This is a genomic window from Bradyrhizobium sp. CCBAU 11361, from assembly GCF_028128935.1.
GTDB lineage: Bacteria > Pseudomonadota > Alphaproteobacteria > Rhizobiales > Xanthobacteraceae > Bradyrhizobium > Bradyrhizobium niftali.
Genome location: NZ_LBJZ01000001.1, coordinates 343,306 through 364,642, shown reverse-complemented (window position 1 = coordinate 364,642; position 21,337 = coordinate 343,306). Strand labels below are relative to the sequence as shown.

Here is a 21,337-nt window from a genome sequence, read left to right as displayed (position 1 = left end):
GGGTGTCCCTATGTCGCGCGATGTGCGCTCGCCGACCAGCATTGCCGCGAGGCCCTGCCTGAGCTACGCAAGGTGGGCGGGGCGCATCTCGCCGCCTGTCACAAGGCGGAGGCCGTGATGGCGTTGCCGCAAGCGGCCGCGGAGGGTTAGTCTCGGGCGCAGGATTGGCGTAGACTGGGAATTGAGAAGGCAGGGGAGTTACGCATGTTCAGGAAACTATCCATCGTCGCACTCACTGCCGCGTTCGTAGCGGCGCCGCTGCCGGTGCTGGCGCAGAGCAAGAAGGACAGCGTCGTCATGGCGATGTCGCTGGAGCCGCCGGGGCTCGATCCGACCAACGCCGCTGCGGCTGCGATCGCCGAGGTCACGCTCTACAACATCTACGAGACGCTGACCAAGATCAACGAGGACGGCACCACCTCGCCGCTGCTGGCGGAGAGCTGGACCGCATCGCCTGACCTGAAGACCTACACCTTCAAGCTGCGCAAGGGCGTCAAATTCCACAATGGCGAGCCGTTCGACTCCGCCGCGGTGAAGTTCTCGTTCGAGCGCAACGCGGTGCCCACCAGCACCAACAAGGACAAGAGCCTGTTCCAGAGCTTCGAGTCCGTTGCCGCGCCCGACGCCGACACGGTCGTGATCACGCTGAAGAATTCCGAGCCGAACCTGCCGTTCCTGCTGGGACAGGCAAGCGGCTCGATCGTCGAGCCGAAGAGCGCGCCGACCAACGTCACGCAGCCGGTCGGCACCGGGCCGTATCAGCTCGGCGCCTGGGCCAAGGGTTCCTCGATGACCCTGACCAAATGGGCCGACTACCGCAACGCCCCGGCGATCAAGCTGTCGAAGGTGACGATCCGCTTCATCTCCGATCCGGCGGCGCAAACCGCGGCGCTGCTTTCAGGCGACGTCGACGCGTTCCCGCGTGTCGCAGCGCAGCGTACCATCGGCCAGTTCAAGGCCGATCCGCGCTTCAACGTTCAGGTCGGCGGCTCCCGCGCCAAGACCATTGTCGCGATCAACGAGCGCAAGAAGCCGCTCGACGACGTCCGCGTCCGCCGTGCCATCCTCGCCGCGATCGACCGCAAGGCCATGATCGACGGTGCCGTCGATGGTTTCGGTACGCCGATCGGCAGTTTCTACGTGCCGGGATCGCTCGGCTATGTCGACACCACCGGCATCAATCCCTACGACCCCGAGAAGGCCAAGAAGCTTCTGGCAGAAGCCGGCGTCACCACGCCGCTCGAACTCTCCCTCAAGCTGCCGCCGCCATCCTATGCGCGGCAGGGCGGCGAGATCCTCGCGGCCCAGCTCGCCAAGGTCGGCATCGTCGCCAAGATCGAGAACGTCGAATGGGCGCAGTGGCTCTCGCAGGTGTTCGCCGGCAATGGTCCGCACAATTTCGACCTCACCATCGTCAGCCATGTCGAGCCGTTCGATCTCGTCAAGATCACCGAACAGGACTATTACCTCGGCTACAACAACGAGGCGTTCAACACTCTCTACAAGCAGATCGTCTCCACGCCGGATGAAGCCGCCCGCGCCAAGCTGCTCGGCGACGCTCAGCGCATGCTGGCGACCGACGCCGTCTCCGCCTACCTGTTCCAGCCGCAGCTCATCACCATCACCAACAAGAAGCTGAAGGGCGTCTGGAAGGAAGTCCCGCAGTTCGAGAACGATTTCTCGACCTGGTATTGGGAGTAGGGGGCGCACTCATCGTTTGGGCGCGCGGCGGCCCGTTGCTGTGCCCTCTCCCCCTTGAGGGAGAGGGCGGCTCCGCTCGTAGATGCGGACTCGCTTGGGTGAGGGGTCTGTCTCCGCACACGCATCTCGCGAGATGAATTCGCGGAGAGCGCGATTCTAAGCCGGCCATCCAGTGGCGGTCTCTAGAGCCCTCGCCGCAGCCCACGGCGGGCCCATCCAGACATCGCGCTCGTTAAGGAACTGGTTACCCGTCAGTGTCACCATTTGCATATAGCTCGTCGCCATAAGCGGCAGCGCATTCTAGAACGGTTGGATATTTCAACACGCCCGGTTGGCGGTCTCTTTCAGGAGAGGCCCAATGTTTAAGGGCTTTACGACGGCAGTTGTGGCGCTGATGAGCACAGCGCAACTGGATCAATTCCTAACCAACGGTCGGTACACCGACGCGGCCATCATCATGCTGCGGCAGATCAGGCACGCGTTTGGGTTCTGAGATACCCTTGGGAACAATTTTTAGGCGCGTCGATGGAAGGCATCTTGTGGACTGATCTCGACGCGGATGAGCAACGCGCCCTTGCGATATTGGGAGCCGGGCTTTCTATCGAGCTGTGTGACCCCGTTGCTCTCCTGACGTTAAGGCGGCTCGGCCTGATCGTAGGCTCTCATTTGACGGCTGCTGCGCACGAGTTGCGCAGGGGCGTTGTTCTGGACGAACTCAGGCGCGTGATTGCATGATGTAACCAAGCGCACGGCCGCGAACAGGCGGTCGAAAGTCCTCGCCAACGATAAGCGGGATGCAGGATCGCTCAGGTCGTTAGTATCGGTCAGTCATGCCCTGTGTTTGAGCTCGAGATGATCCTGGCACGCCATCGCTCTTCAAAAGTGTCAGGGCCCTCTTTCAGTGCCAACGCTCGTGCATCCAGGGGATTGCCGGGCTTGCCGGCTATGACAATGCCTGTCGCTTCTCCGCCAGCAGCGAGTTTGGGAGACCGCTCCATAGGCCATTCCAGCAATGCTTTCGACAGCATGGGCTTACCCGCGTACCAGCATTTTCGTCCGTCGATGAGACGATAGGACCAGTATTGCCCTTGCGGATTTGGCGGAATGGCGGTGCTGCATTGTTGCTTGGCATGCACGCTGGTCATTTCGAGCAATGAGAGCGCAGCAATGCAAACGGTTAAAGCCAGCGATTGAAGCGGTTTGCTCATGGGCGCGCTCAATTGCCCTGTTGCTGCAATCGACTTACGGCAACGATCAAGGCAGGCCGTTCGAGGACTTCCACCAGCTTTTCAAGGATAAGCGCATTATCCTTGGGGTAGGGCTGAAGGTATTCTTCCAGTATGAGTTGCGCGTTGCTAATCGCTTCCAGGGCTAATTGCTGATCAGTCATCACTGCTTACTCATCAATTAGTTGCGCCAGGAGAGCGAGCGGAGAGAGAAATCAAGTCAGCTTTGAGGAATATCCCCGCTCTTCTTTTCACTTTTTATTTCAAGTTGTCGGCTTCCCACTGTGTCTCGGTGTCGTTGGGGTCAATGTTGCGCAAATAGTCGCGAGGGCGTGTCGCGAGCGAGGGGGCGCGGCGACCAACGTCACGCAGCCGGTCGGGACAGGGCCGTACCAGCTCGGCGCCTGGGCCAAGGGCTCCTCGATCACGCTCAACAAATGGGCCGACTACCGCAACGCCTCGGCGATCAAGCTGTCGAAGGTGACGATTCGCTTCATCTCCGATCCAGCCCCAGGCCGCAGCGCTGCGTTGCGATCAACGAAGCGGCCTGTATCTCAATTCCCACACTTGCGAGCAAAAGAGATCCGTTTGTCGCTTTTCGAACAGACGGAAAAAGCCCGGTCCGTTCCAATTCCCCAACGATTGAAGACAGTCATCGCTTGGGGGAGACGAAATGGAACGTTCCCTGTTAATTGAGCTAGCGCGAGATAAATATGTCGAGCGTTGCAAGCAACGGGCCTTCGATCATCTGGATCGAGGCGATCTCAAGAACGCGGTCGCCTCGTTTGTCGGCAATATGAACGCGCGTCCCGATTGCGAACTGCCGTCCTACTTGGCAACGCTTGGCGCTTTGCTGCTGACGGCGAACGATGCGTTCGGCTGGAGAACGCTGATTGAAGGATTGAGGTGATGATCCGATAAACGCAGGCGTTGGGAGGCGTGGGGATGGCTCACTACAGGGCTTACCTTTTGGATCAGCACCACCACGTTATAAGCGTAGCCAATTTGCAGTGCGCCGACGAGCAGGAAGCACGGGAACGTGCTGCGCAGCTAGTTGATGCCAACGACATCGAGCTATGGCAACTCGATCGGCGTATTGCGGTCTTTGAGGCCCCCGCAAGCCGAACCTCGCAGGCGGCGAAAAGGGAAAAGCCGCAGCGCCCCAGGGAAAAATGAAGCCGCCTGGCAGTGCGCGAATTCCTCAGTGCATTGAGACTTCGCAGCGGCCGATGCGAGCGAACGTCGAAGGGGCGCCGATCTCCAAGGAAGTCCCGCAGTTCGAGAACGATTTCTCGACCTGGTATTGGGAGTAGGGGAGCGAGAGCACCCTCGTCGTTCGAGGCGCGCGGCGGCCCATTGCTGTGCCCTCTCCCCCTGCGGGAGAGGGCGGCTCCGCTCGTAGATGCGCACTCGCTTGGGTGAGGGGTCTGTCTCCGCAGACGAATCTCGCGAGATGAAGTCGCGAAGAGAACCCCTCATCCGGCGCTTCGCGCCACCTTCTCCACAAGGGGAGAAGGAAGATTTTGACGATTTCGGAATAATGGCAGACTGCCCCTGTTTTGCCCGACGGGTCAAACGGCGGCGATGACCGTTGCCGTGCCCTCTCCCCTTGCGGGAGAGGGCAGCGACGCCGGTAGACACGGACTCACTTGGGTGAGGGGTCTGTCTCCGCCTCGTGGCCTGCCCGCGTAAGCCGTTGATTCCACTATCCCCGGCTACTGTGCATGGGGTTGTTTGCGCAGTTTTTGTTTGACTGCCTCCATTACGCCGCCGCAGGCAGATCCGGATCGGCGATCGCTCCCGCAACACGCACGCGCACACGCAGCGCGTTGCCGGGCAGATACGCGATCGGCATGTCCTCGACGTCGACGGTCTTGAGGCTGTCGCGCGCAGCACCCGCCTGGACGGCACGGTCGGCTGCGATATCGCGCGCGGCGGCGATGGCATCCTCGCGGCTGAGGTCGCGGAACACCTGGTCGGCTTCGCCAGAGACCTGCGCGATCGCAGCGCCGACCGCATTGGCGCAGTCGCCATGCGGCACGCGCACGATCTCGGAGATGCCGGGCAGGCGATCCGGCACCAGGAAGGCGCCGCCACCGACCGCGAGCAGCGGCACGTCGCCGGCTTCGGTCTTCATGCGGTCGATGTCCTCCTCGAGCTTGCGCCAGGCATCGCGCAGTGCGGCATCGATCAGGCGCTTCGGCAGCTTGGCGACGCGCGAACGGTCGCCGATGTCGATCAGGCCGGCCGCAACCGCAACGTCGGTGGCGGTGAGGCGCGATCCGCCGAACACCAGCGCATCCGACGTCAGGCGGTAGCCGACGCTGAGCGGACCGACGCGAACCGGATCCTCGTCGACATGGCTGCCGCCGCCGAGCCCGATCGAGAGCAGATCGGGCATCCGGAACAGCGTGCGCACGCCGCCGACCTCGACCACGGCATTGGCCTCGCGCGGGAAGCCGTGACGCAGCTGGCCGATGTCGCTCGTGGTGCCGCCGACGTCGACGACCATGGCATCGTCGAGGCCGGACAGATGCGCGGCGCCGCGCATCGAATTGGTGGCGCCGGAGGCAAAGCTCATCACCGGGAACGCGGTGGCGATCTCGGCCTGCATCACGGTGCCGTCGTTCTGGGTCAGGAACAGCGGCGCATCGATGCCGCTGTCGGCGATCGCCTTGCGGAAGGCCGCAACCGTGGTGACCGCGAGATCGTGCAGGGAGGCATTGAGCAGCGCGGCATTCTCGCGCTCCAGAAGACCGATGCGGCCGAGATCGTGCGACAGCGTCACCGCGACGTCAGGACAGATCTCGGCGAGGATCTCCCGCGCGGTGGTCTCGCAGGAGGGATCGAGCGGGGAGAAGCTCGAGCACACCGCGACCGAGCGCAGACCCTTGTCCCTGATTTTTCGCGCGGCCTCCTTCAGCCCGGCGGTGTCGAGCGGCATGAACGGGCGGCCGTCGTAATCGTGGCCGCCCTCCAGCATGAAGATCTCGCCATTAACAAGGGATGCGAGATCCGCCGGCCAGTCGCAGAACGGCGGCAGCGAGGCGCTCGCGGGCATGCCGATGCGGATCGCGCCGATCTTCTGCACGTGACGGCGCTGCACCACCGCGTTGATGAAATGCGTGGTGCCGATCACGACCGCATCGACCTTGATCGCGGCGGCCGGCTCGGCGCGGAGCGCCTTGAGCGCGTCGAGGATGCCGGAAGTCACGTCGGCGGTGGTCGGGCGCTTGACGGAATGGACGACCTTCTCGTCGACGATCAGCACGGCATCCGTGTTGGTGCCGCCGACATCGATGCCAATACGCTTCATGGGATCTTAAGCTCCAGCCTCTGCGGGCGCGAAGAGAGAACGGTAGTCGAGGTCGTAACCGAAGGCGCGGGGGCCGACGAATTCGAGGCCTCGGGGACTCGTCAGCACGGCCGGCGCCGGCAGGGCCACGACGGTGACACGCTGGCCGTAGCGCACGGTCTCGGTGCCAACGCCGTGGCCGTTGACGCTGTCGAGCACGCAGATCAGGTCGGGCGATGTCGCGATAGCCTTCTCGCCACGCCAGGCCACGATCCATTCGTTCTGGAACGAGAGCACCAGCTTGTTGCCGCGGTCGGCGTCGCTGCCCTCGATCATGGCCGAACCGCGCAAGAATCCTTCCGTCGTGCGCCGGGCCACGTCCATGATCTTGCCGGTGAACAGCTTCTTGCCGCCTTCGGTGGCCAGCAGTGCGGCGATCGGATCCTCGTGACGACGATTTGCCTCCTGCACGGCGCGGCCGATGCCGATCGCCTTGGTGGTGGTGAAGTGGATGCCCCAGTCCTTCACCTCGCGCCCCGTGCGCGGCGCCTTGCTGGTGGAGGCGATCGAGCCCATCTCGACGCAGATCTTGCGGCTGGCCCGCTCCATCCACTTCCAACTCGGCACCTTGGTGACGACGGCCTCGATGCCGCGCGGATCGTAGAGGGTGCAGGGATAGGGACGCAGGTCGCCGATCGCGACCGAGGTCATCTGCGCTTCGGGGAAGGCGCGGCCCATGCAATCGGCGTCGACCACGGGGATGCCGAGATGGGCGGCCGCCATCAGCGCCTGCACGCCGTTGCCGCCGCCGATCTCGACCGACATCACGGCGCGGAACTTGATGCCGTTGATCTCCTCCTGCATGCGCACGGCGCGCGCGATGTTGCGGCTGTCGGCGAGGCGCTCCTGTCCGACCAGCGGCGCCCCCATGTTGGAGACCACGGCGACCCAGTCCTCGTCGTCGAGGTCGAGCGGCGACATCAACTGCACGCGATGGCCTTCGGCATAGAGCCGGCGCAGATTGAGCAGGCCGAGATAGGGGCTGCCACCGCCGCCGGTTCCGAGGATCCAGGCGCCGACCGCAAGCGCCTCGATCTCCTCGAGGCTGATCGTCTTCAATTCCACCTTGCTCACGACACCAGCTCCTCGACGATACGGGCCGCGGCGGCAATGCCGAGGATCACGGGGCCGGGATAGGCCGTGCGCACGCGCGCCTTGTTGGCGCTGGTGTAGCTGATGCAATCCATCACCACGAGATCCGGCTCGAGGTCCGCCATCGTGCGTGCGGCTTCGTCGACGACGGCGTCGCTCGAGCCGGGACGCAGCGTGATGCCGACGACTTCGACGCCTTCGCGCTGCCATTTCTTGTCGATCAGCATGGTCTGCTCAGGCAGGGGCGAGAACACGCCGAGCCGGCCCTTCGGCAGCACGGCCTCGACGAGATTGTGCAGGATGCCCGAGGGCAGGATGACGAGGCCGTCGGCCGCGAGATTGGGGAATTTGCCGGTGCACGCCATCAGCGTCACGCCGACGCCCTCGTGCTTGAAGCGGGTGATCTGCTGGCTCGCGCGGCGCTCGACTTCCTTCTTGCTGATGGTGACGCCGTCGCCGTTCGGCAGCAGCGTGAACAGCGTGTCGTAGCCGTCCATCGGCGGAATGGCGTCGATCTCGGCGCGGCTCATGCCGTCGAGCGCGCCGCGCAGCTCGATCTCGATGCCCGGCGACAGCACGGCGGCGATTTCCGATGCGACGGTCGGGCGCGGACTCTGGCCGATCACGACCACCCCGATGCGCTGGTGCTTCAATGGCATGTTCATGTCTAGTCCTTCAAGACGACGAGATCGGCCGGCGTCCAGTCGAGCGTGACACCGTTGCCGGGAACAAACAGGCGGCTCGTGCCTGCATTGGGCTGTTGCACGAGGACGCGATGGCCGCTCTCGAGCGTGATGCGGTAGAGCACGGCGCCGCCGAGGAAGTTGGTGTTCTCGACGATGCCGTGCGCGGAGCTGCCGGCTGCGGTGGCGGCGTCAGCGCGCGGGATGAGACGAATCTTTTCGGGACGCAGCGCCACCGAGAGAACGCCGGAGCCTTGCGCCTCGGTGGGCGGCAGCGCCAGGATCAGCCCCTTGCCGACGTCGAGCGCCGAGGCGACCGTGCTCGTCGTCGTGCGTTCGCCACGAAAGATGTTGGTGTCGCCGATGAAGTCGGCGACGAAGCGCGTCGTGGGCTGGTTGTAGATCTCCGTCGGCGTGCCGACCTGCTCGACGCGGCCGCCGTTCATCACGGCGATACGGTCGGACATCGCCAGCGCCTCTTCCTGGTCGTGGGTGACGAAGACGAGGGTCAGGCCGAGCTTCTTCTGGAGCTGCTTGAGCTCGAACTGCATCTGCTGGCGCAGCTTCTTGTCGAGCGCGCCGAGCGGCTCGTCGCAGAGCAGGACGCGCGGCGCGATCACGATGGCGCGGGCGAGCGCGACGCGCTGCTGCTGGCCGCCCGAGAGCTGGGCGGGGCGGCGGTCCTCGAGGCCGGACAGCTCGACCATGGCCAGCGCCGCCTTCACCTTGGCCGCGATGGTCGCCTTGTCGAGCCCGCGCATGCGCAGGCCGAAGGCGACGTTCTCGGCGACGGTGCGATGGGGAAACAGCGCGTAGTTCTGGAACACCATGCCCATGTCGCGCTTGTGCGCGGGCACATGGGTGATGTCGGCGCCGTCGACGCGGATAGCGCCCGCGCTCGGCGTCTCGAAACCCGCGATCATGCGCAGCGTCGTGGTCTTGCCGCAGCCGGACGGGCCGAGCAGGGAGAAGAACTCGCCCTGCCTGATGTCCATGGCGACCGCGTCCACCGCGCGGACGCCGCCGTCATAGACCTTGCTGACGCCGGCGATCTCGATCGACGCGCTCATGCGCGGAAGATCCGGTTGACGCGCTGGTCGATCTCGTCCTTGCGCTCGTTGTACCACTTCCAGTCGACCTGGATCAGCTTCGAGACCTTTTCCGGCGTGGTCAGCAGCTTGGCGTCGTACTTGGCATCGAGCTTCACCTTCTTGTTGGCCGGCGAGTACCACACGGTTTCCGCAAGGCGCTTCTGCACCTCGGGGCGGAGCATGTAGTTGACATAGGCGTTGGCGAGCTCCTTCATCTTGCTGCCGGGGGTGATGGTCAGGACCTGCTCGAGCGACAGCACGCCTTCGCTCGGCGAGACGAAGTCGGTCGGCTGGTTCTGCCCGTCATAGCGGTAGATGCCGGAATCGTGGATGACGCAGAGGCCGACTTCGCCCGACAGCAGCATCTTCTCCATCGCGCCGGTGAAATCGACGATCTTGATCGGCTTGAGCTTCTCCAGTGCGGTGTAGGCCGCATCGAGATCGGTCTGTCCCTTGCCGAACAACGTGCCGCACATCATCAGGAAGGCCTGGCCGAGGCTGTTGACGGGAATGACGTAGCCGCCGCGGACGCCGTTGTATTTCGCGTCCCACAGCTCCTTCCACGAGGTGATGCTGCCATAGCCCTTGTCGGTGCGCAGGCCGAGCCCGATGGCGCTGGTGAAGATCGAGACGCCGACGATCTTGTCGCTGATCGCGTAGGGGTAGACGTCGGCGAGATTCGGCACGAGCTTGGGATCGATCTTCGGCTCGACGAGGCCCATCTCGGCCGCCGCCCATTGCTCGTTGGAATTGGTGTGCAGCACGTCATAGATCGGCGCCGAGCGCGAGCTCGCCTGAAGCTTCGGCAGATAAGGGAACGCGGAATCGGTCTGGAGCTTGCACTTGAACTCGCTCTCGAAGGCGGGGCCGATCTCAGCCTTCATGATCTCGCCCCACTTGCCGCCCCAGCCGGTGATGCGCAGCGTCGGATCGTCGGCGCGCGCGACATAGGGCGCGGCGATCGTGCCGATGCCGAGCGAGGCGCTCGCCGTCAGAAAGCGGCGGCGGCTGAGCCGTGAGGATCCCAGAGCTTTCATCATGTCTCGATTCCTTCGGGTGTAATGAGCGGTTACAATTTGACGTAGGAGCGCAGGCCGACCGTGCGGTCGAGCCCGATGACGACGACAAAGGCGAGGACGATCGAGACGACGGAAGCAGCCCCAATCGTGCCGTCCAGATCGAACTTGAGATAGTTGAACAGCGTGACCGGCAGCGTCTCGTTGCCCGGCGAGACCAGGAACAGCGACACCGGAAACTGGTCGAAGGAGACGATGAAGGCGAAGATCGCGCCCGCCAGAACGCCCGGCTTGATCAGCGGCAGCGTCACCTCGAAGAAGGTGCGCAAGGGACTTGCGCCGAGGTTCTGTGCCGCTTCCTCCAGGCGCGTGTCGAAATTATGCAGCACAGCAAGCGTGGTGCGCACCACGTAAGGCAGCGTCACCAGCGTGTGGCCGGCAACGAGGCCCCAGGTCGGACGCCCCACGTCGAGCAGCACATAGGTCTGGAACAGCGCAAGTCCGGTCAGGATCGCCGGCAGCATCAGGGGGGATAGCATCGTCGCCACGATCAGCCGCGTGCCCGGCAGATTGCCGCGCGCCAGCGCGAGCGCCGCGGAGGCGCCGAGGATCGTTGCCGCTATGGTGGTAAGGACTGCGACTTCGAGGCTGAAGCCGAGCGCATGCATGAAGTCGCGCGATGCGAAGAACTTCTCGAACCAGCGCAAGGACACGCCGACCGGCGGAAACTGGATGAAGGGTGTTGGGTTCAGGGCGAACACGACGACGATCGCGATCGGTGCCAGCAGGAAGATCAGGATGGCGATGTTGACGGCGAGATAGAGATAGCGGCCGTAATGCCTGACGCTTCCTGCCGTCCGCGCGGGAGCCGCCTGCCGGGCCGCCGCGAGCGATGGGCTGTGCGAGGCGGTGGTTTGCATCGTCGGCCTCACTGCAATTCGCGCTGGCCGGAGACGAGGCCGAGCGCGCGGTTGTAGGCGACGACGAGCCCGAGCGAGAGCATCAGCAGGACGATGCCGAGCGCGGCGGCGAAGCCGACGTTGAAGTTCGCGGAGATCTGCTGGTAGATCAGGATCGGCAGCGTCATGATCTGGAAGCCGCCGAGCAGGATCGGCGTGACATAGGCGCTGATCGCCAGCGCGAAGACGAGCAGCGAGCCGGCGAGGATGCCGGGCAGACTCAAGGGTAGCGTCACCTCAAGGAAGGCGCGCAAGGGGCTTGCGCCGAGATTTTCCGCGGCCTGCTCCAGCCGCTCGTCGATACGGCCGATCACGCCGGTCAGCGTCAGCACCATGAAGGGCACGTAGATGTGGACGAGGCCGACCACGATGCCGGTCTCGGTGTACATCAGCTTCAGGGGCTGAGAGACGACGCCGAGCGACATCAGCGTCTGATTGACGACGCCTTTGTCGGACAGCAGCGTCATCCAGGCGAAGGTGCGCACCACGATGCCGGTCAGCATCGGCGCCAGCACCGCCATCAGCAGCAGGGCGTGCCCGGTGCGGCTCTTGATGCGCGCCATCCAGTGCGCCAGCGGATAGCCGATGGCGAGCGCGACCAGCGTGGTCACGAGTCCGATCCGGATCGTGGTCCAGATCACCTCGAGATAAAAGGGATCGTCGATCATGCGGGCGTAGTGACGCGTGGTGAAGGCGACCTTCGGCGCCACCACCGGATTGCCGGTGAGCACGCTCATCAGCGCCATCAGCCCGATCGGCAGGAAGAAGAACAGGGCAAACAGCAGCGCGCTCGGCAGAATGAAGAGCGCAAGGCCATTGGGACGCGTGGTCGCGGCGCTGCTCATCGCGTCCCCGTCTGAACGCGCGCTGTATCCTGATCGAGTGGATCGCCGGTCATGCGCCGCAGTTTTGCGGCCATCGCCGCCAGCTCGCGGCGGACATCGGCGCGCTCGGCGGCGGTGGTCGCCTGCACCGAATAGGACACCGCGATTCCGATCATCTCGCCGGTCTCGCCGCTCTTCAGCGCAAAACCTTGCGAACCGACGCCTTCGATCGATTCATCGGCGGCCTCGGACACGCCGGTGCGGCGGATCTCGTCCATGCGCGCCATCAGCTGCTTGAAGTTCTGCGGCGAGTTGCGCGGCAGCTTTGGATAGGTCGCGGGCACGCGCGCGCGAATGTCCTCGTCGGTGAGGCGGGCGAGCATGGCGCGGCCGTTGGAGGTGGCGAGCGCCGGCGTGCGCTGGCCGGGCGGATTGACGACACGCAGGGGATTCGAGCCCGGCACGATCCTGAGCACGACCTGCTCGTAGCCGTCGAGCACGGCGATATAGCCGGTGTGGCCGGTGCGGGCGCAGACCTCGCGCAGCTCGCGCTCGGCCATGCTGATGAGATCGTCATGGGCGCGGTGCAGCCGGCCGAGCTCGAAGGTGAGCAGACCCGGCCGGTAGCGGCGGGTGTGCGGGTCCTGCTCGAGCAGGCCGCAGTCGCGCAAGGACCGCAGCAGCCGCGAGGTCGAGCTCTTCGGCTTGCCCGTCAGTGCCATCACATCCGCGAACGACAGATCCGGCCGCGCGCTGGAAAAGCAGCGCAGGATCTCGATCGCGTTGGTGAGGGCGCTCATGAAGGTCGGTCCAAGGTAGTTCCAAATTCCGGAACCTTGTCCCAAATTCTAAGCCTGGCGCGGAAACGGGCAAGCGGAAATTTCCGGCAGGGTGGTGCCCGATTGCGCAGATGCGGCGGAAGGTCGCTCGCCGTTTCGAAGCGGCGCACCGCGGATGAGCGGTGCGCCGCTTTGGGATCAGGCCGCTTCCACGGCGACGTTGCCGATCCAGTCGCGGGCGAGCGTAACATCAGCTTGCGACAATTGATGGCCCGCCGGCAGGACCTTGTGCGTCACGCCGGCACCTGCCTGCGACAGCAGCGCAGCGAGCCGTGCCGAGTTGCTCGCGGGCACGATCGGATCGGCCTGCCCGGACAGGAGCAGGACCGGCTTGCGGTCGAGCTCCGCCTTGGGCGGATCCGACAGCGGCACCATGGCGCGCAGCAGGATCGCGCCTGCCAGCACGTCCGGTTTCAGCAGCAGCAGCGCGGCTGCGATGTTGGCGCCGTTGGAGAAGCCGACCGCAACCGGCGCGGCGATGCCGTAGCGCTGCCGCGCCTCGCTGACGAAGTCGCCGAGCTCGCGCGCGCGCCGGCGCACGTCGTCCTCGTCGAACACCCCTTCAGCGAGGCGGCGGAAGAAGCGCGGCATGCCGTGCTCGAGCACGCGGCCGCGCGGCGAGAGCAGGGCCGAGCCGGGCGAGATCATCTTGCCGAGCCCAAGCAGGTCGTTCTCGTCGCCGCCGGTGCCGTGCAGCAGCAGGAGCGGGGCCGAGCCCGCGCTGGTCGCGGGCTCGAAACGATGGATGAATGCACTCTCGGTCATGACACGCTTTCTTCCAGGCTCGGCAGTACGCCTTCGATCTGCTTGCGGTGTTGTTCGAGGAAGCTCGGCAGCTTCAAGTCGCGTCCCAGCGTCGCCACGGGTTCGTCGACGGCGAAGCCGGGGATGTCGGTCGCGATCTCGAACAGCACGCCGCCGGGCTCGCGGAAGTAGATCGAGCGGAAGTAGTTGCGGTCCCTCTGCTCGGTCGGGTGCAGGCCGTGATTGCTCACGAGCTGCTGCGCCATCTTGCCTTGTTCAGCGTCATCAGCCGCGCGGAACGCGATGTGGTGCACCGAGCCGCCGCCCTGATGGCCGCGCAGAAAGCCCTTGGCCTCATAGATGTCGACGACGCTGCCCTCGGCATCGCCCGGCGCCTTGAAGCGGATCACCGAGCCCTCGCGTCCCGTCTCCTTGAAGCCGAACACGTCGGTGAGGATGGCCGCCGTCTTCGCCGCGCTGTCGAGCAGCAACGTCACGCCGTGGAAGCCGCGGATCGCATGCTCGGCCGGCACGTCGCCATTGCTCCAGCCCGGCTCGTTCTCGGCACCGGGAATGCCGACCAGCGCGAGCGCCATGCCATCGGGGTCGGTGAACGGCAGCACGGACTCGCCGAAGCGCTTCTCCAGCGCCTCGTAAGGAATGCCCTTCTCGGTGAAGCGCTGCGTCCAGTAGCCGAGCGAGCGCTGCGGCACGCGGAAGGCGGTCTGATGGGTCTCGCCGACGCCGCGGCGCCCGGCCGGCACGCCGGCCCAGGGGAAGAAGGTCAGGATGGTGCCGGGGCGGCCGGTCTCGTCGCCATAATAGAAGTGATAGGTGCCGGGATCGTCGAAATTGACCGTCTTCTTGACGAAGCGCAGGCCGAGATCCCTGGTGTAGAAGCCGAAGTTCCTGATGGGGTCGCCGGCGATCGCGGTGACGTGGTGCAGTCCAGACATTGTCGTCCTCCAAATTCGGGGAGCGGTCTTGCTCTGGCAGGAAATATCGTTCCGCTTTGGATTGGAGACAATCCATGCATATATGACGTCTATGTCTACGATTTGGAAACAATCGCTGGAGCGGGCGCTTGGATAAGGTCGCCAGCCTCCGGGCCTTCGTGAAGGTGGTCGAGAGCGGCAGTTTTGCCGAAGCGGGCCGCCAGTTGCGCCTGTCGCGCTCGGCGATCAGCAAGTACATCGCCGATCTCGAGGAGAGCCTCGGCGTCCAGCTCCTGAACCGGACCACTCGCCACGCGAGCCCGACCGAGAACGGCCAGCGCTATCTCGAACGCGCGGTCGTCATCCTCTCGGAGATCGAGGCGGCCGACCAGGCTGTGGCGCAGCTCCAGTCGGCACCGCGCGGCCTGTTGCGCGTCAATGCGCCGATGTCGTTCGGCACCATGCGGCTCGGGCCGGTGCTGGCCGATTTCATGGTGCGATATCCGGAGCTTCAGCTCCAGATCGTGCTCAGCGACGATCTGCTCGATCCCGTACAGGATGGTTTTGACGTGACGCTGCGGATCGCGGAGCTGGAATCTTCCAGCCTGATCGCGCGCAAGATCATGCCGGTGGCGCGCATGATCTGCGCTTCGCCCGATTATCTGGCGCGTCATGGCACGCCGAAGCATCCGCAGGACCTGCGCGAGCACGCGTCGCTGACCTACGGCTTCCTGCTCACCGGCAATCAGTGGAAGCTCACCGGCGCCGACGGCGATCACTGGATCCAGCCGGCCTGGTCGCTCTGCGTCAACAATGCTGAGGTGTTGCGCGACGTCGCAATCAAGGGCAGGGGGCTGGCGCTGCTGCCCGAGTTCATCGCCGCTGATGCCTTGCGGAAGGGCGAGCTGGGCACGGTGCTGGATGATTATTCGGCGCCGCCGCTCGCGCTCTATGCGGTCTATCCGCCGACGCGGCATCTGTCGGTGAAGGTGCGGCTGTTCATCGACTTCCTGGTCGAGCATTTTGGCCGCGAGGAGGGGACAGGTGGCGGGCGCAGACGTGCGGAGGCTCGGTCGTGAAGGCATGAATCTGCCGGGCTACGGTGCGGTGGGCGGCATGAGTTCTATTCATTCGTCAACGTTGGTGACAGTAATCCTTCGAAAAAGCTCTTCCGCGAACGATTGGAAGAAGTCCGGCGACCAGCAAAGACCATGAGGATTGTGCCTTTGCTGAGAGTCCCCGCGCGGTCGCTGGATACGATTATACCGTAACGGAAATCTGAACTTTCTTCCCGTCGCTTGGGACTCATATTTGCGTCCCGACTTTGCGCCTTAGGACAGAGTGCTTCAGCCGCTGCCGGGGCGTTGCCAAGGGCTCTCTTCCGTGCCACCGCGAAGAGCCGGGGCATGACGAGCAGCTCGCCAGCACTTCTCAACTTGATTTCAACAAGCGCAGGAGGAAGCTATGCGGAAGTCTCTCACCTTTTTCCTTTCTGGCGTGGCATTGGCCGTCGCGGCGTCAACAGCCGTAGCCGGTGAGCGGGTGCTGGAGTTCAAGCTGGTCACGAAGCCGATCGACCTCAAGGTCATAGAGGCCGCAAACGTCGAAGGACAGACGGTTGTGTCTGGCAAATTCTTTGGTGTCGCCGTATTCAACGATGGCCGTATCGGAGTGAAAGAGTTCGTCAATACTTCGGACCTGCTCAAAGGGTCGGGCCCCTTCTTCGGCTATAGCACCTACACGTTCGAGGAAGGCTCGATTACGGCGCGCTACACGGGTTCGGCCAAAGACGGCAAATCGACGGGCGAATACACAATCCTGTCGGGCACAGGTGCCTATGCGAACGCCACGGGTACGGGAACAATCGAAAGCGCTCCGAACCCATTCAAAGGAGTCAACCTGCTAAACATAAAGCTCGTCGTTAAAACTCCGGGCTCGTGACAGCTGTACACAGGTCCCGCATAAAGGAGTTGATCCCTTGTGTGGCGCGTTGGCCCGGCCGGAAGCACATCGCCGGCCGGCAAAGTTCGAAGAACTCCAATCTGGGCAAATCTAGCTGACCGAGCCTTGTTCGGCGGGTTGAAGCAGATCGTCCAGCGCGCGCATCGACGCCTGCTGAAGCTCGGCGAGTTCGCGCGCAGCATTTTGGTGCTCAGGCGATGACATCGCGGGCGCCGCCAGCTCGACGTCGCGGCAGCGATCGAACAGGCGGACGAGCCCGAGCGCGCTCGCCGCGCTGCCGAGCTGGTGCGCAGATCGTGCGAGCTGCGCGTGATCGCTGGCCGCCGCAGCCTTGGCGACGTCGTCGATCAATCTTGCGCTGGTCTCGCCCAGCAGATGGCGGAGCTTTTCGATTTGCGCAGGCCCGAGCAGCTCCCGCTGATCGTCGAGGAAGTGCCGGTCGATCAATCCGTCTGCCGCAAGTTGCGATGCTTCCGGCGCGTCCCAGGGATCGTCCTCGATCGCCTCGCGAAGCGCATTGATCAGGATCGGCTTGCTGACGACCTTGGCGATCCCGGCGTCCGCGAGCCGCTCGCGGGCGCTGCCCGACACGTCGGCCGTCACGGCGATGATGCGCGGCATCCTCGGCAGACCCAGCTTGCCGATCTGCGATGCCGCCTCCACGCCGTCCATGTCGGGCATGTGCAGGTCCATCAGGATGACGTCGAACGCTTGATCGCGGGCGAGCTCTATGGCCGACGCGCCGTTCCTGGCGATCGTGGGGCGATGGCCGAGCCGGTTCAGGATCGCTTCGCCGACCTCGCAATTGACGGGATCGTCGTCGACCAGCAGCACGCTGAGCCGCCGCGACGGCGGCAGGACCGTACCTTGCGCGATACCGCTCGCGGCAAGGTCAAGCGGCACCTGTAGCGTGAACGTGCTGCCCGCGCCCGGCGTGCTCTCCACCGTCAGCTCGCCGCGCATCAGGCGCGTCAGTCGTCGCGCGATCGCGAGGCCGAGGCCGGTGCCGCCGAACCGCCGCGCGATGCTGTCGTCCGCCTGGACGAAATCCTCGAAGATCCGCTCATGCATGTCGGGCGGGATGCCGATCCCGGTATCGCGAATCGTGATGCGCAGCAGGACGTGATCGTCGTTCTGCTCGGCGACCGCCTTCAGGCCGATCCCGCCGCGCGGGGTGAACTTGATGGCATTGCCGATCAAATTGAGCAGGATGCGATTGAGCCTGACAGGATCGCCGTGCACGGAGGTGTTGACCGTCGCATCGCTGGCTAGATCGAACGTCAGTCCCTTGTCGAAGGCCTGCGGGCGCATCAGATCGGCGGCGGCCTCGATGAGCTGGCCGAGACGGAAGTCGCGTGTCTCCAGCGTTTCGGCGCTGGCTTCCAGGCGGGCATATTCCAGGATCGCATCGACCAGCGCGATCAGCGTTTCGCTCGATGCGGCGGCAGTGGCGAGGTGGCGGCGCTGCGCTTCGCCGAGGCTGCCGTCGTCCAGCAGTTGCAGAACGCCCATGACGCCGTTAAGCGGCGTGCGCAGCTCGTGGCTGACGACGGCGAGGAAGCGCGACTTGGTCTCGTTGGCCTGGACGGCAATGCTGCGCGCACGCTCGGCCGCGTCATGCTCGGCGAGGGCGTGGTCGCGCGCCTTCTCGAGCTCGGAGGTTCGCTCGATGACCTTGCGCTCGAGCGTCGCGTAGGATTCGCGCAAATGCGCGGCCATCCGGTTGAACTGGTCACCGAGCGCCTCCAGCTCGTCGCCGGTCTTGATCGCGAGCCGCAGGCCGAGATCGCCGCTGCCGATCCGGCGCGCGCCCTGCGTCAGGATCTGGATCGGCACGGTCATGCGCCGGCTGAGAAAGAGCGAGACCAGCACCGCGCAGGCGAGCAGAACGACGAGGAGAAACGTCGAGCGGCCGATCGACGCGTAGATCGGCGCATAGGCTTCGGTGAGCGGAAGCTCGACGAACACCACCCAGCCGAGCGAGGGCACCGTCGCATAGGTCGACAGCACGCGTTGACCGGACAGATCTTCCTTGACCAGACCGCCTGACGGTGGCCCGACGCCATCGAGCGCGGCGCGAACGTCGGCATGTCCCGAAAGATCGCTGCGGCGTAGCGCCGGCCACAGATCGGGATGTGCGATCAACAGCCCCATGCGGTCGACCACATAGGCCTTGCCGGTATTGCCGACCCTGATCCCCGCGACGAGGTCCCAGATGAAGCGCAGATTGACCTCGGCGACGATCACATTGGGACCGCGGCCGACGCCGCGCGCGGCGATCGTCATGAACGGCTCGGTGTCGCCGAAGAAGTACACCGGCCCGTAATAGGTCCGGCTTTCGTTGGCGCCACGGAAGGCGGGCGAAGCGGAAAGGTCGATCCTGCTGCCGATACGGTCCGCGACGCGGCGCGACACGCGCACCTGCTCGCGGCCTTGCGCGTCGAGCTCGGCGATTTCCGCGATCGCGGGCGAGAGGCGCAGGAGGCGGATCGCGTTCAGGCGCTCGTCCTCGTTCGTCGACAGCTCCGGGGGCAGGCGGGAGAGCCATCTGATCTGGTTTTCGATCTGGCCGATGAACTGGCCGATCTGAATGGCCGCGGACGCTGCCTGCTCGCGCTGGGTTGCCGCGAGGAGCTGCTTCTGCTCGCGATAGGAGAACCAGACGTCGAAGCCGGTGTTGATGGCGAGCGCGGCAAAGGCGAGGGCGACGATCGAGTAGAGATATTTGCGGAACAGCCGGCCGGGAGGCGTCCGCAAATGTCCCTGGTCGATCGTCTCGTTCACTCGCGGATCTCGTCGGCGCGTGCGAGCAGCGTGAATGGTATGGTCAAGCCGAGCGTGCGGGCAACCGTGCGGTTGATCAGCAATTCGTATTTTCGCGGCGATTGCACCGGCAGATCGCCGGCCTTGGTGCCGCGCAGGATGAGATCGACATAGTCGGCCGAACGGACTTCCAGCGTCGGCCCGTAGCTCATCAGCCCGCCTGCATCCATGAAATAGTGGAAGGGATAGATCGTCGGTACGCGATACTTGGCGGCTGCCGCGACGATCGCCTGCCGGTTGACCACCAGAAAGCTGTCGACGAGGGCAATCATTGCCGCCTTGGGCGGTTCGGAGAAGCGGCTGACGGCTTCGTCGATCTCGGTTGGCGCGCCGACGGGGGTGGGGGCAACGGACACTCCCGATGTCGCAGCTTCTTGCTCGATCGAATCGAGAAAGAAGCGCCCCGCACGAGGTGTGGTCGCCGGGTTGAACAGGACACCGACGCGGGTAACATCCGGCACGGCCTCCCGGACGAGCTGAAGCCATTTGCCGCCCATCTCGGCGGTGCTGCTGGTAAAGCCGGTGACGTTGCCACCGGGGTGCGCAAGGCTTTCGACGAAGCCGTTGCCGACAGGATCGTTGGCGGTCGCGAAGACGATCGGAATGGTCTTGGTGGCTGCAAGGACCGCTGCGGTTTCGATCGTCGACCCCGTCAGGATCACATCCGGCTTGAGCTCCAGCAGCTCCTGAATCGCCGCCTTCAGTTTGTCCGGTGGGCCGAAGGTCGAACGGAGTTCGAGGCGGAAGTTGACGCCTTCGACCCAGCCTCGCTGCCTGAGCCCGACGATGAGACCACCCAGGCGCGAGGTCGGGGTGTCGATCATGCTCCTTCTGGTCAGTTCGTCGTCGAGCGACAATGCCGTCAGCGATGCGACGACCCGCATGCGATCAGGTGTTGCGCCGAGCGCGAGCCATCCCGCAGCGGTTGCGCTCGCAAGGCGAATGAACCCGCGGCGATCGACCGCGAAAGGCCGTTCGTTCATGAAATTCTTTGCATGATGCTTGCCCCGAGGCGGATGCTTAGCGCGAACGGCCGGCAACCACAATTGATGAAAAAATGCGCTTGTGAATGTTCATTCGCAGCGTTTGGCAACCCGATACCGTATTCCTACGCCGCTGAGGAGTCGCTGTTTCGAGCCTTGTCTGCTCCGTGATGTTTTGTAACGCCTTGTGGCATTGCAACATTTTCCGTCTCGGGTACGACGGTAGTTCGGAGAAGCCGATTTCGTGACTGCCGATTTTTGAAGCGTTCTTTCAAGTTGTTTCGAAGGTTTTCGATGCGCAAAATCTATCTCGTTCCGGCCCTCGTCGGTCTTCTCACCTCCGTTGCTGCGGGTCCGTTGGCGGCCCAGAGCGCCGTTCCAAAGCAGAAGGCCGCGCAGGCTCCGAAGGCTGCCGCGGCTGGGGCTGCTCCGGCAGCCGGCGCTCCGGCGGCGGCCACGACCGAGGCGCCGAGCGCCGGCGCGGATGACAAGGTCAAGGCGATCGACGGCTTCCGCTCCGCCAAGTTCGGCATGAGCGAAGCCGACGTGCGCGCGGCGATGATCAAGGACTTCAACGCCAAGCCCGACGCCATCAAGGCGCAGGACAACGCGTCGGAGCTGACGCATAGCATCCTCATGTCGGTTCCAGAACTGCTGCCGAACGGCGGGACCGCCGAGCTCTCCTACGTGTTCGGCTACAAGTCCAAGTCGCTGATCCAGGTTGGCGCCGTCTGGTCGAAGGGGACCGACGCGGCGATGACGGCGGAGAAGCTGTTCTCGAACGCCAATATCCTGCGCGCCCATTTCATGGGCGAAGGCTTCAAGCCTGATTCCATCGCGGTCAACATGCCTGTTGCCGGCGGCATCGTGATGTTCCGCGGCAGCGACGCCAAGGACCGCTCGGTGATCCTGCTGCTCCAGGGCACGTTCGAGAACAAGGAGAACAACCAGCGTGTGCTGACACCGACCAGCCTCCTGCTGTTCTACGTGGCCGACGCCAAGAGCCCCGACATCTTCAAGCTTCCGCCCGGCCAGTTCTGATGCCGGACGCTTCCACGACATTCTCCCACCCGGTTGTGGATCGGCGTCAATGCCGATGACGAG

22 protein-coding genes and 2 pseudogenes are annotated in these 21,337 nt (G+C 64.4%); 10 read left to right on the top strand and 14 right to left on the bottom strand.

What is annotated here, in order from left to right; translation table 11 throughout:
- The 4 genes and pseudogenes from XI08_RS01585 to XI08_RS01570 all read left to right on the top strand — a co-directional run.
- Window positions 1–150 (top strand): annotated as a pseudogene (locus XI08_RS01585) (peptide ABC transporter ATP-binding protein); the annotation flags it as partial.
- A gap of 54 nt (window positions 151–204) precedes the next feature.
- Window positions 205–1,701 carry an ABC transporter substrate-binding protein gene (locus tag XI08_RS01580; protein WP_271573067.1) on the top strand — a complete coding sequence of 499 codons (1,497 nt, stop codon included), beginning with the start codon at window positions 205–207 and terminating at the stop codon, window positions 1,699–1,701.
- 358 nt (window positions 1,702–2,059) lie between these two features.
- Window positions 2,060–2,194, top strand: a complete 135-nt coding sequence (locus XI08_RS01575; protein WP_271573066.1) for a hypothetical protein — start codon at window positions 2,060–2,062, stop codon at window positions 2,192–2,194.
- Window positions 2,195–2,226: 32 nt separating this feature from the next.
- Window positions 2,227–2,436 carry a hypothetical protein gene (locus XI08_RS01570; RefSeq protein ID WP_271573065.1) on the top strand — a complete coding sequence of 70 codons (210 nt, stop codon included), beginning with the start codon at window positions 2,227–2,229 and terminating at the stop codon, window positions 2,434–2,436.
- Between the two features lie 89 nt (window positions 2,437–2,525).
- On the opposite strand, the gene XI08_RS01565 is transcribed toward XI08_RS01570, so the two are convergent.
- Together XI08_RS01565 and XI08_RS01560 are read right to left on the bottom strand one after the other, a co-directional pair.
- Complete coding sequence (locus tag XI08_RS01565) at window positions 2,526–2,909, bottom strand: hypothetical protein (protein ID WP_271573064.1); 384 nt, start codon at window positions 2,907–2,909, stop codon at window positions 2,526–2,528.
- Between the two features lie 8 nt (window positions 2,910–2,917).
- Window positions 2,918–3,091: a hypothetical protein gene (locus XI08_RS01560; protein ID WP_271573063.1), complete on the bottom strand. Its 174-nt coding sequence runs from the start codon at window positions 3,089–3,091 to the stop codon at window positions 2,918–2,920.
- A 175-nt stretch (window positions 3,092–3,266) separates the two neighbouring features.
- On the opposite strand from XI08_RS01560, the pseudogene XI08_RS01555 reads away from it, so the two are divergent.
- The 3 genes and pseudogenes from XI08_RS01555 to XI08_RS01545 all read left to right on the top strand — a co-directional run.
- Window positions 3,267–3,458 (top strand): annotated as a pseudogene (locus tag XI08_RS01555) (ABC transporter substrate-binding protein); the annotation flags it as partial.
- Window positions 3,459–3,600: 142 nt separating this feature from the next.
- Window positions 3,601–3,837, top strand: coding sequence for a hypothetical protein (locus XI08_RS01550; RefSeq protein WP_271571989.1), 237 nt, complete (start codon window positions 3,601–3,603; stop codon window positions 3,835–3,837).
- A gap of 35 nt (window positions 3,838–3,872) precedes the next feature.
- Window positions 3,873–4,103 carry a hypothetical protein gene (locus XI08_RS01545; protein ID WP_271573062.1) on the top strand — a complete coding sequence of 77 codons (231 nt, stop codon included), beginning with the start codon at window positions 3,873–3,875 and terminating at the stop codon, window positions 4,101–4,103.
- Between the two features lie 586 nt (window positions 4,104–4,689).
- Here the strand turns inward: XI08_RS01545 and XI08_RS01540 are convergent.
- From XI08_RS01540 to XI08_RS01495, 10 genes are all read right to left on the bottom strand, one after another.
- Window positions 4,690–6,243, bottom strand: coding sequence for a hydantoinase/oxoprolinase family protein (locus XI08_RS01540; RefSeq protein ID WP_271573061.1), 1,554 nt, complete (start codon window positions 6,241–6,243; stop codon window positions 4,690–4,692).
- A 6-nt stretch (window positions 6,244–6,249) separates the two neighbouring features.
- Window positions 6,250–7,356, bottom strand: a complete 1,107-nt coding sequence (locus XI08_RS01535) for a DUF917 domain-containing protein (RefSeq protein ID WP_271573060.1) — start codon at window positions 7,354–7,356, stop codon at window positions 6,250–6,252.
- A complete protein-coding gene (locus tag XI08_RS01530) occupies window positions 7,353–8,039 on the bottom strand; it encodes an AroM family protein (protein ID WP_271573059.1) in 687 nt (228 codons plus the stop codon). The genes XI08_RS01535 and XI08_RS01530 overlap by 4 nt, the downstream gene beginning before the upstream one ends.
- A 2-nt stretch (window positions 8,040–8,041) precedes the next feature.
- Window positions 8,042–9,127, bottom strand: coding sequence for an ABC transporter ATP-binding protein (locus XI08_RS01525; RefSeq protein WP_271573058.1), 1,086 nt, complete (start codon window positions 9,125–9,127; stop codon window positions 8,042–8,044).
- On the bottom strand, window positions 9,124–10,188 hold the full coding sequence (locus XI08_RS01520) for an extracellular solute-binding protein (RefSeq protein WP_271573057.1): 1,065 nt from the start codon (window positions 10,186–10,188) through the stop codon (window positions 9,124–9,126). The genes XI08_RS01525 and XI08_RS01520 overlap by 4 nt, the downstream gene beginning before the upstream one ends.
- 29 nt (window positions 10,189–10,217) lie before the next feature.
- Window positions 10,218–11,084 carry an ABC transporter permease gene (locus XI08_RS01515; protein ID WP_271573056.1) on the bottom strand — a complete coding sequence of 289 codons (867 nt, stop codon included), beginning with the start codon at window positions 11,082–11,084 and terminating at the stop codon, window positions 10,218–10,220.
- Between the two features lie 8 nt (window positions 11,085–11,092).
- Window positions 11,093–11,968, bottom strand: coding sequence for an ABC transporter permease (locus XI08_RS01510; protein ID WP_271573055.1), 876 nt, complete (start codon window positions 11,966–11,968; stop codon window positions 11,093–11,095).
- The gene (locus XI08_RS01505; protein ID WP_271573054.1) at window positions 11,965–12,747 is read right to left on the bottom strand and encodes an IclR family transcriptional regulator; all 783 of its coding nucleotides are present in this window, start codon (window positions 12,745–12,747) and stop codon (window positions 11,965–11,967) included. The genes XI08_RS01510 and XI08_RS01505 overlap by 4 nt, the downstream gene beginning before the upstream one ends.
- Before the next feature lie 177 nt (window positions 12,748–12,924).
- On the bottom strand, window positions 12,925–13,551 hold the full coding sequence (locus XI08_RS01500) for an alpha/beta hydrolase (RefSeq protein WP_271573053.1): 627 nt from the start codon (window positions 13,549–13,551) through the stop codon (window positions 12,925–12,927).
- Complete coding sequence (locus XI08_RS01495; RefSeq protein WP_271573052.1) at window positions 13,548–14,486, bottom strand: ring-cleaving dioxygenase; 939 nt, start codon at window positions 14,484–14,486, stop codon at window positions 13,548–13,550. The genes XI08_RS01500 and XI08_RS01495 overlap by 4 nt, the downstream gene beginning before the upstream one ends.
- A gap of 128 nt (window positions 14,487–14,614) precedes the next feature.
- On the opposite strand from XI08_RS01495, the gene XI08_RS01490 reads away from it, so the two are divergent.
- Window positions 14,615–15,544 carry a LysR family transcriptional regulator gene (locus XI08_RS01490; RefSeq protein ID WP_271573051.1) on the top strand — a complete coding sequence of 310 codons (930 nt, stop codon included), beginning with the start codon at window positions 14,615–14,617 and terminating at the stop codon, window positions 15,542–15,544.
- Between the two features lie 385 nt (window positions 15,545–15,929).
- The gene (locus tag XI08_RS01485; protein WP_271573050.1) at window positions 15,930–16,406 is read left to right on the top strand and encodes a hypothetical protein; all 477 of its coding nucleotides are present in this window, start codon (window positions 15,930–15,932) and stop codon (window positions 16,404–16,406) included.
- A 111-nt stretch (window positions 16,407–16,517) separates the two neighbouring features.
- Here the strand turns inward: XI08_RS01485 and XI08_RS01480 are convergent, their stop codons facing one another.
- Complete coding sequence (locus XI08_RS01480; protein ID WP_271573049.1) at window positions 16,518–19,211, bottom strand: hybrid sensor histidine kinase/response regulator; 2,694 nt, start codon at window positions 19,209–19,211, stop codon at window positions 16,518–16,520.
- On the bottom strand, window positions 19,208–20,233 hold the full coding sequence (locus XI08_RS01475; RefSeq protein ID WP_271573048.1) for an ABC transporter substrate-binding protein: 1,026 nt from the start codon (window positions 20,231–20,233) through the stop codon (window positions 19,208–19,210). Before XI08_RS01475 ends, XI08_RS01480 begins: the two co-directional genes overlap by 4 nt.
- 294 nt (window positions 20,234–20,527) lie before the next feature.
- Here XI08_RS01475 and XI08_RS01470 point away from each other — a divergent pair, with 294 nt between their 5' ends.
- A complete protein-coding gene (locus XI08_RS01470) occupies window positions 20,528–21,274 on the top strand; it encodes a hypothetical protein (protein ID WP_271573047.1) in 747 nt (248 codons plus the stop codon).
- Window positions 21,275–21,337: the final 63 nt, after the last annotated feature.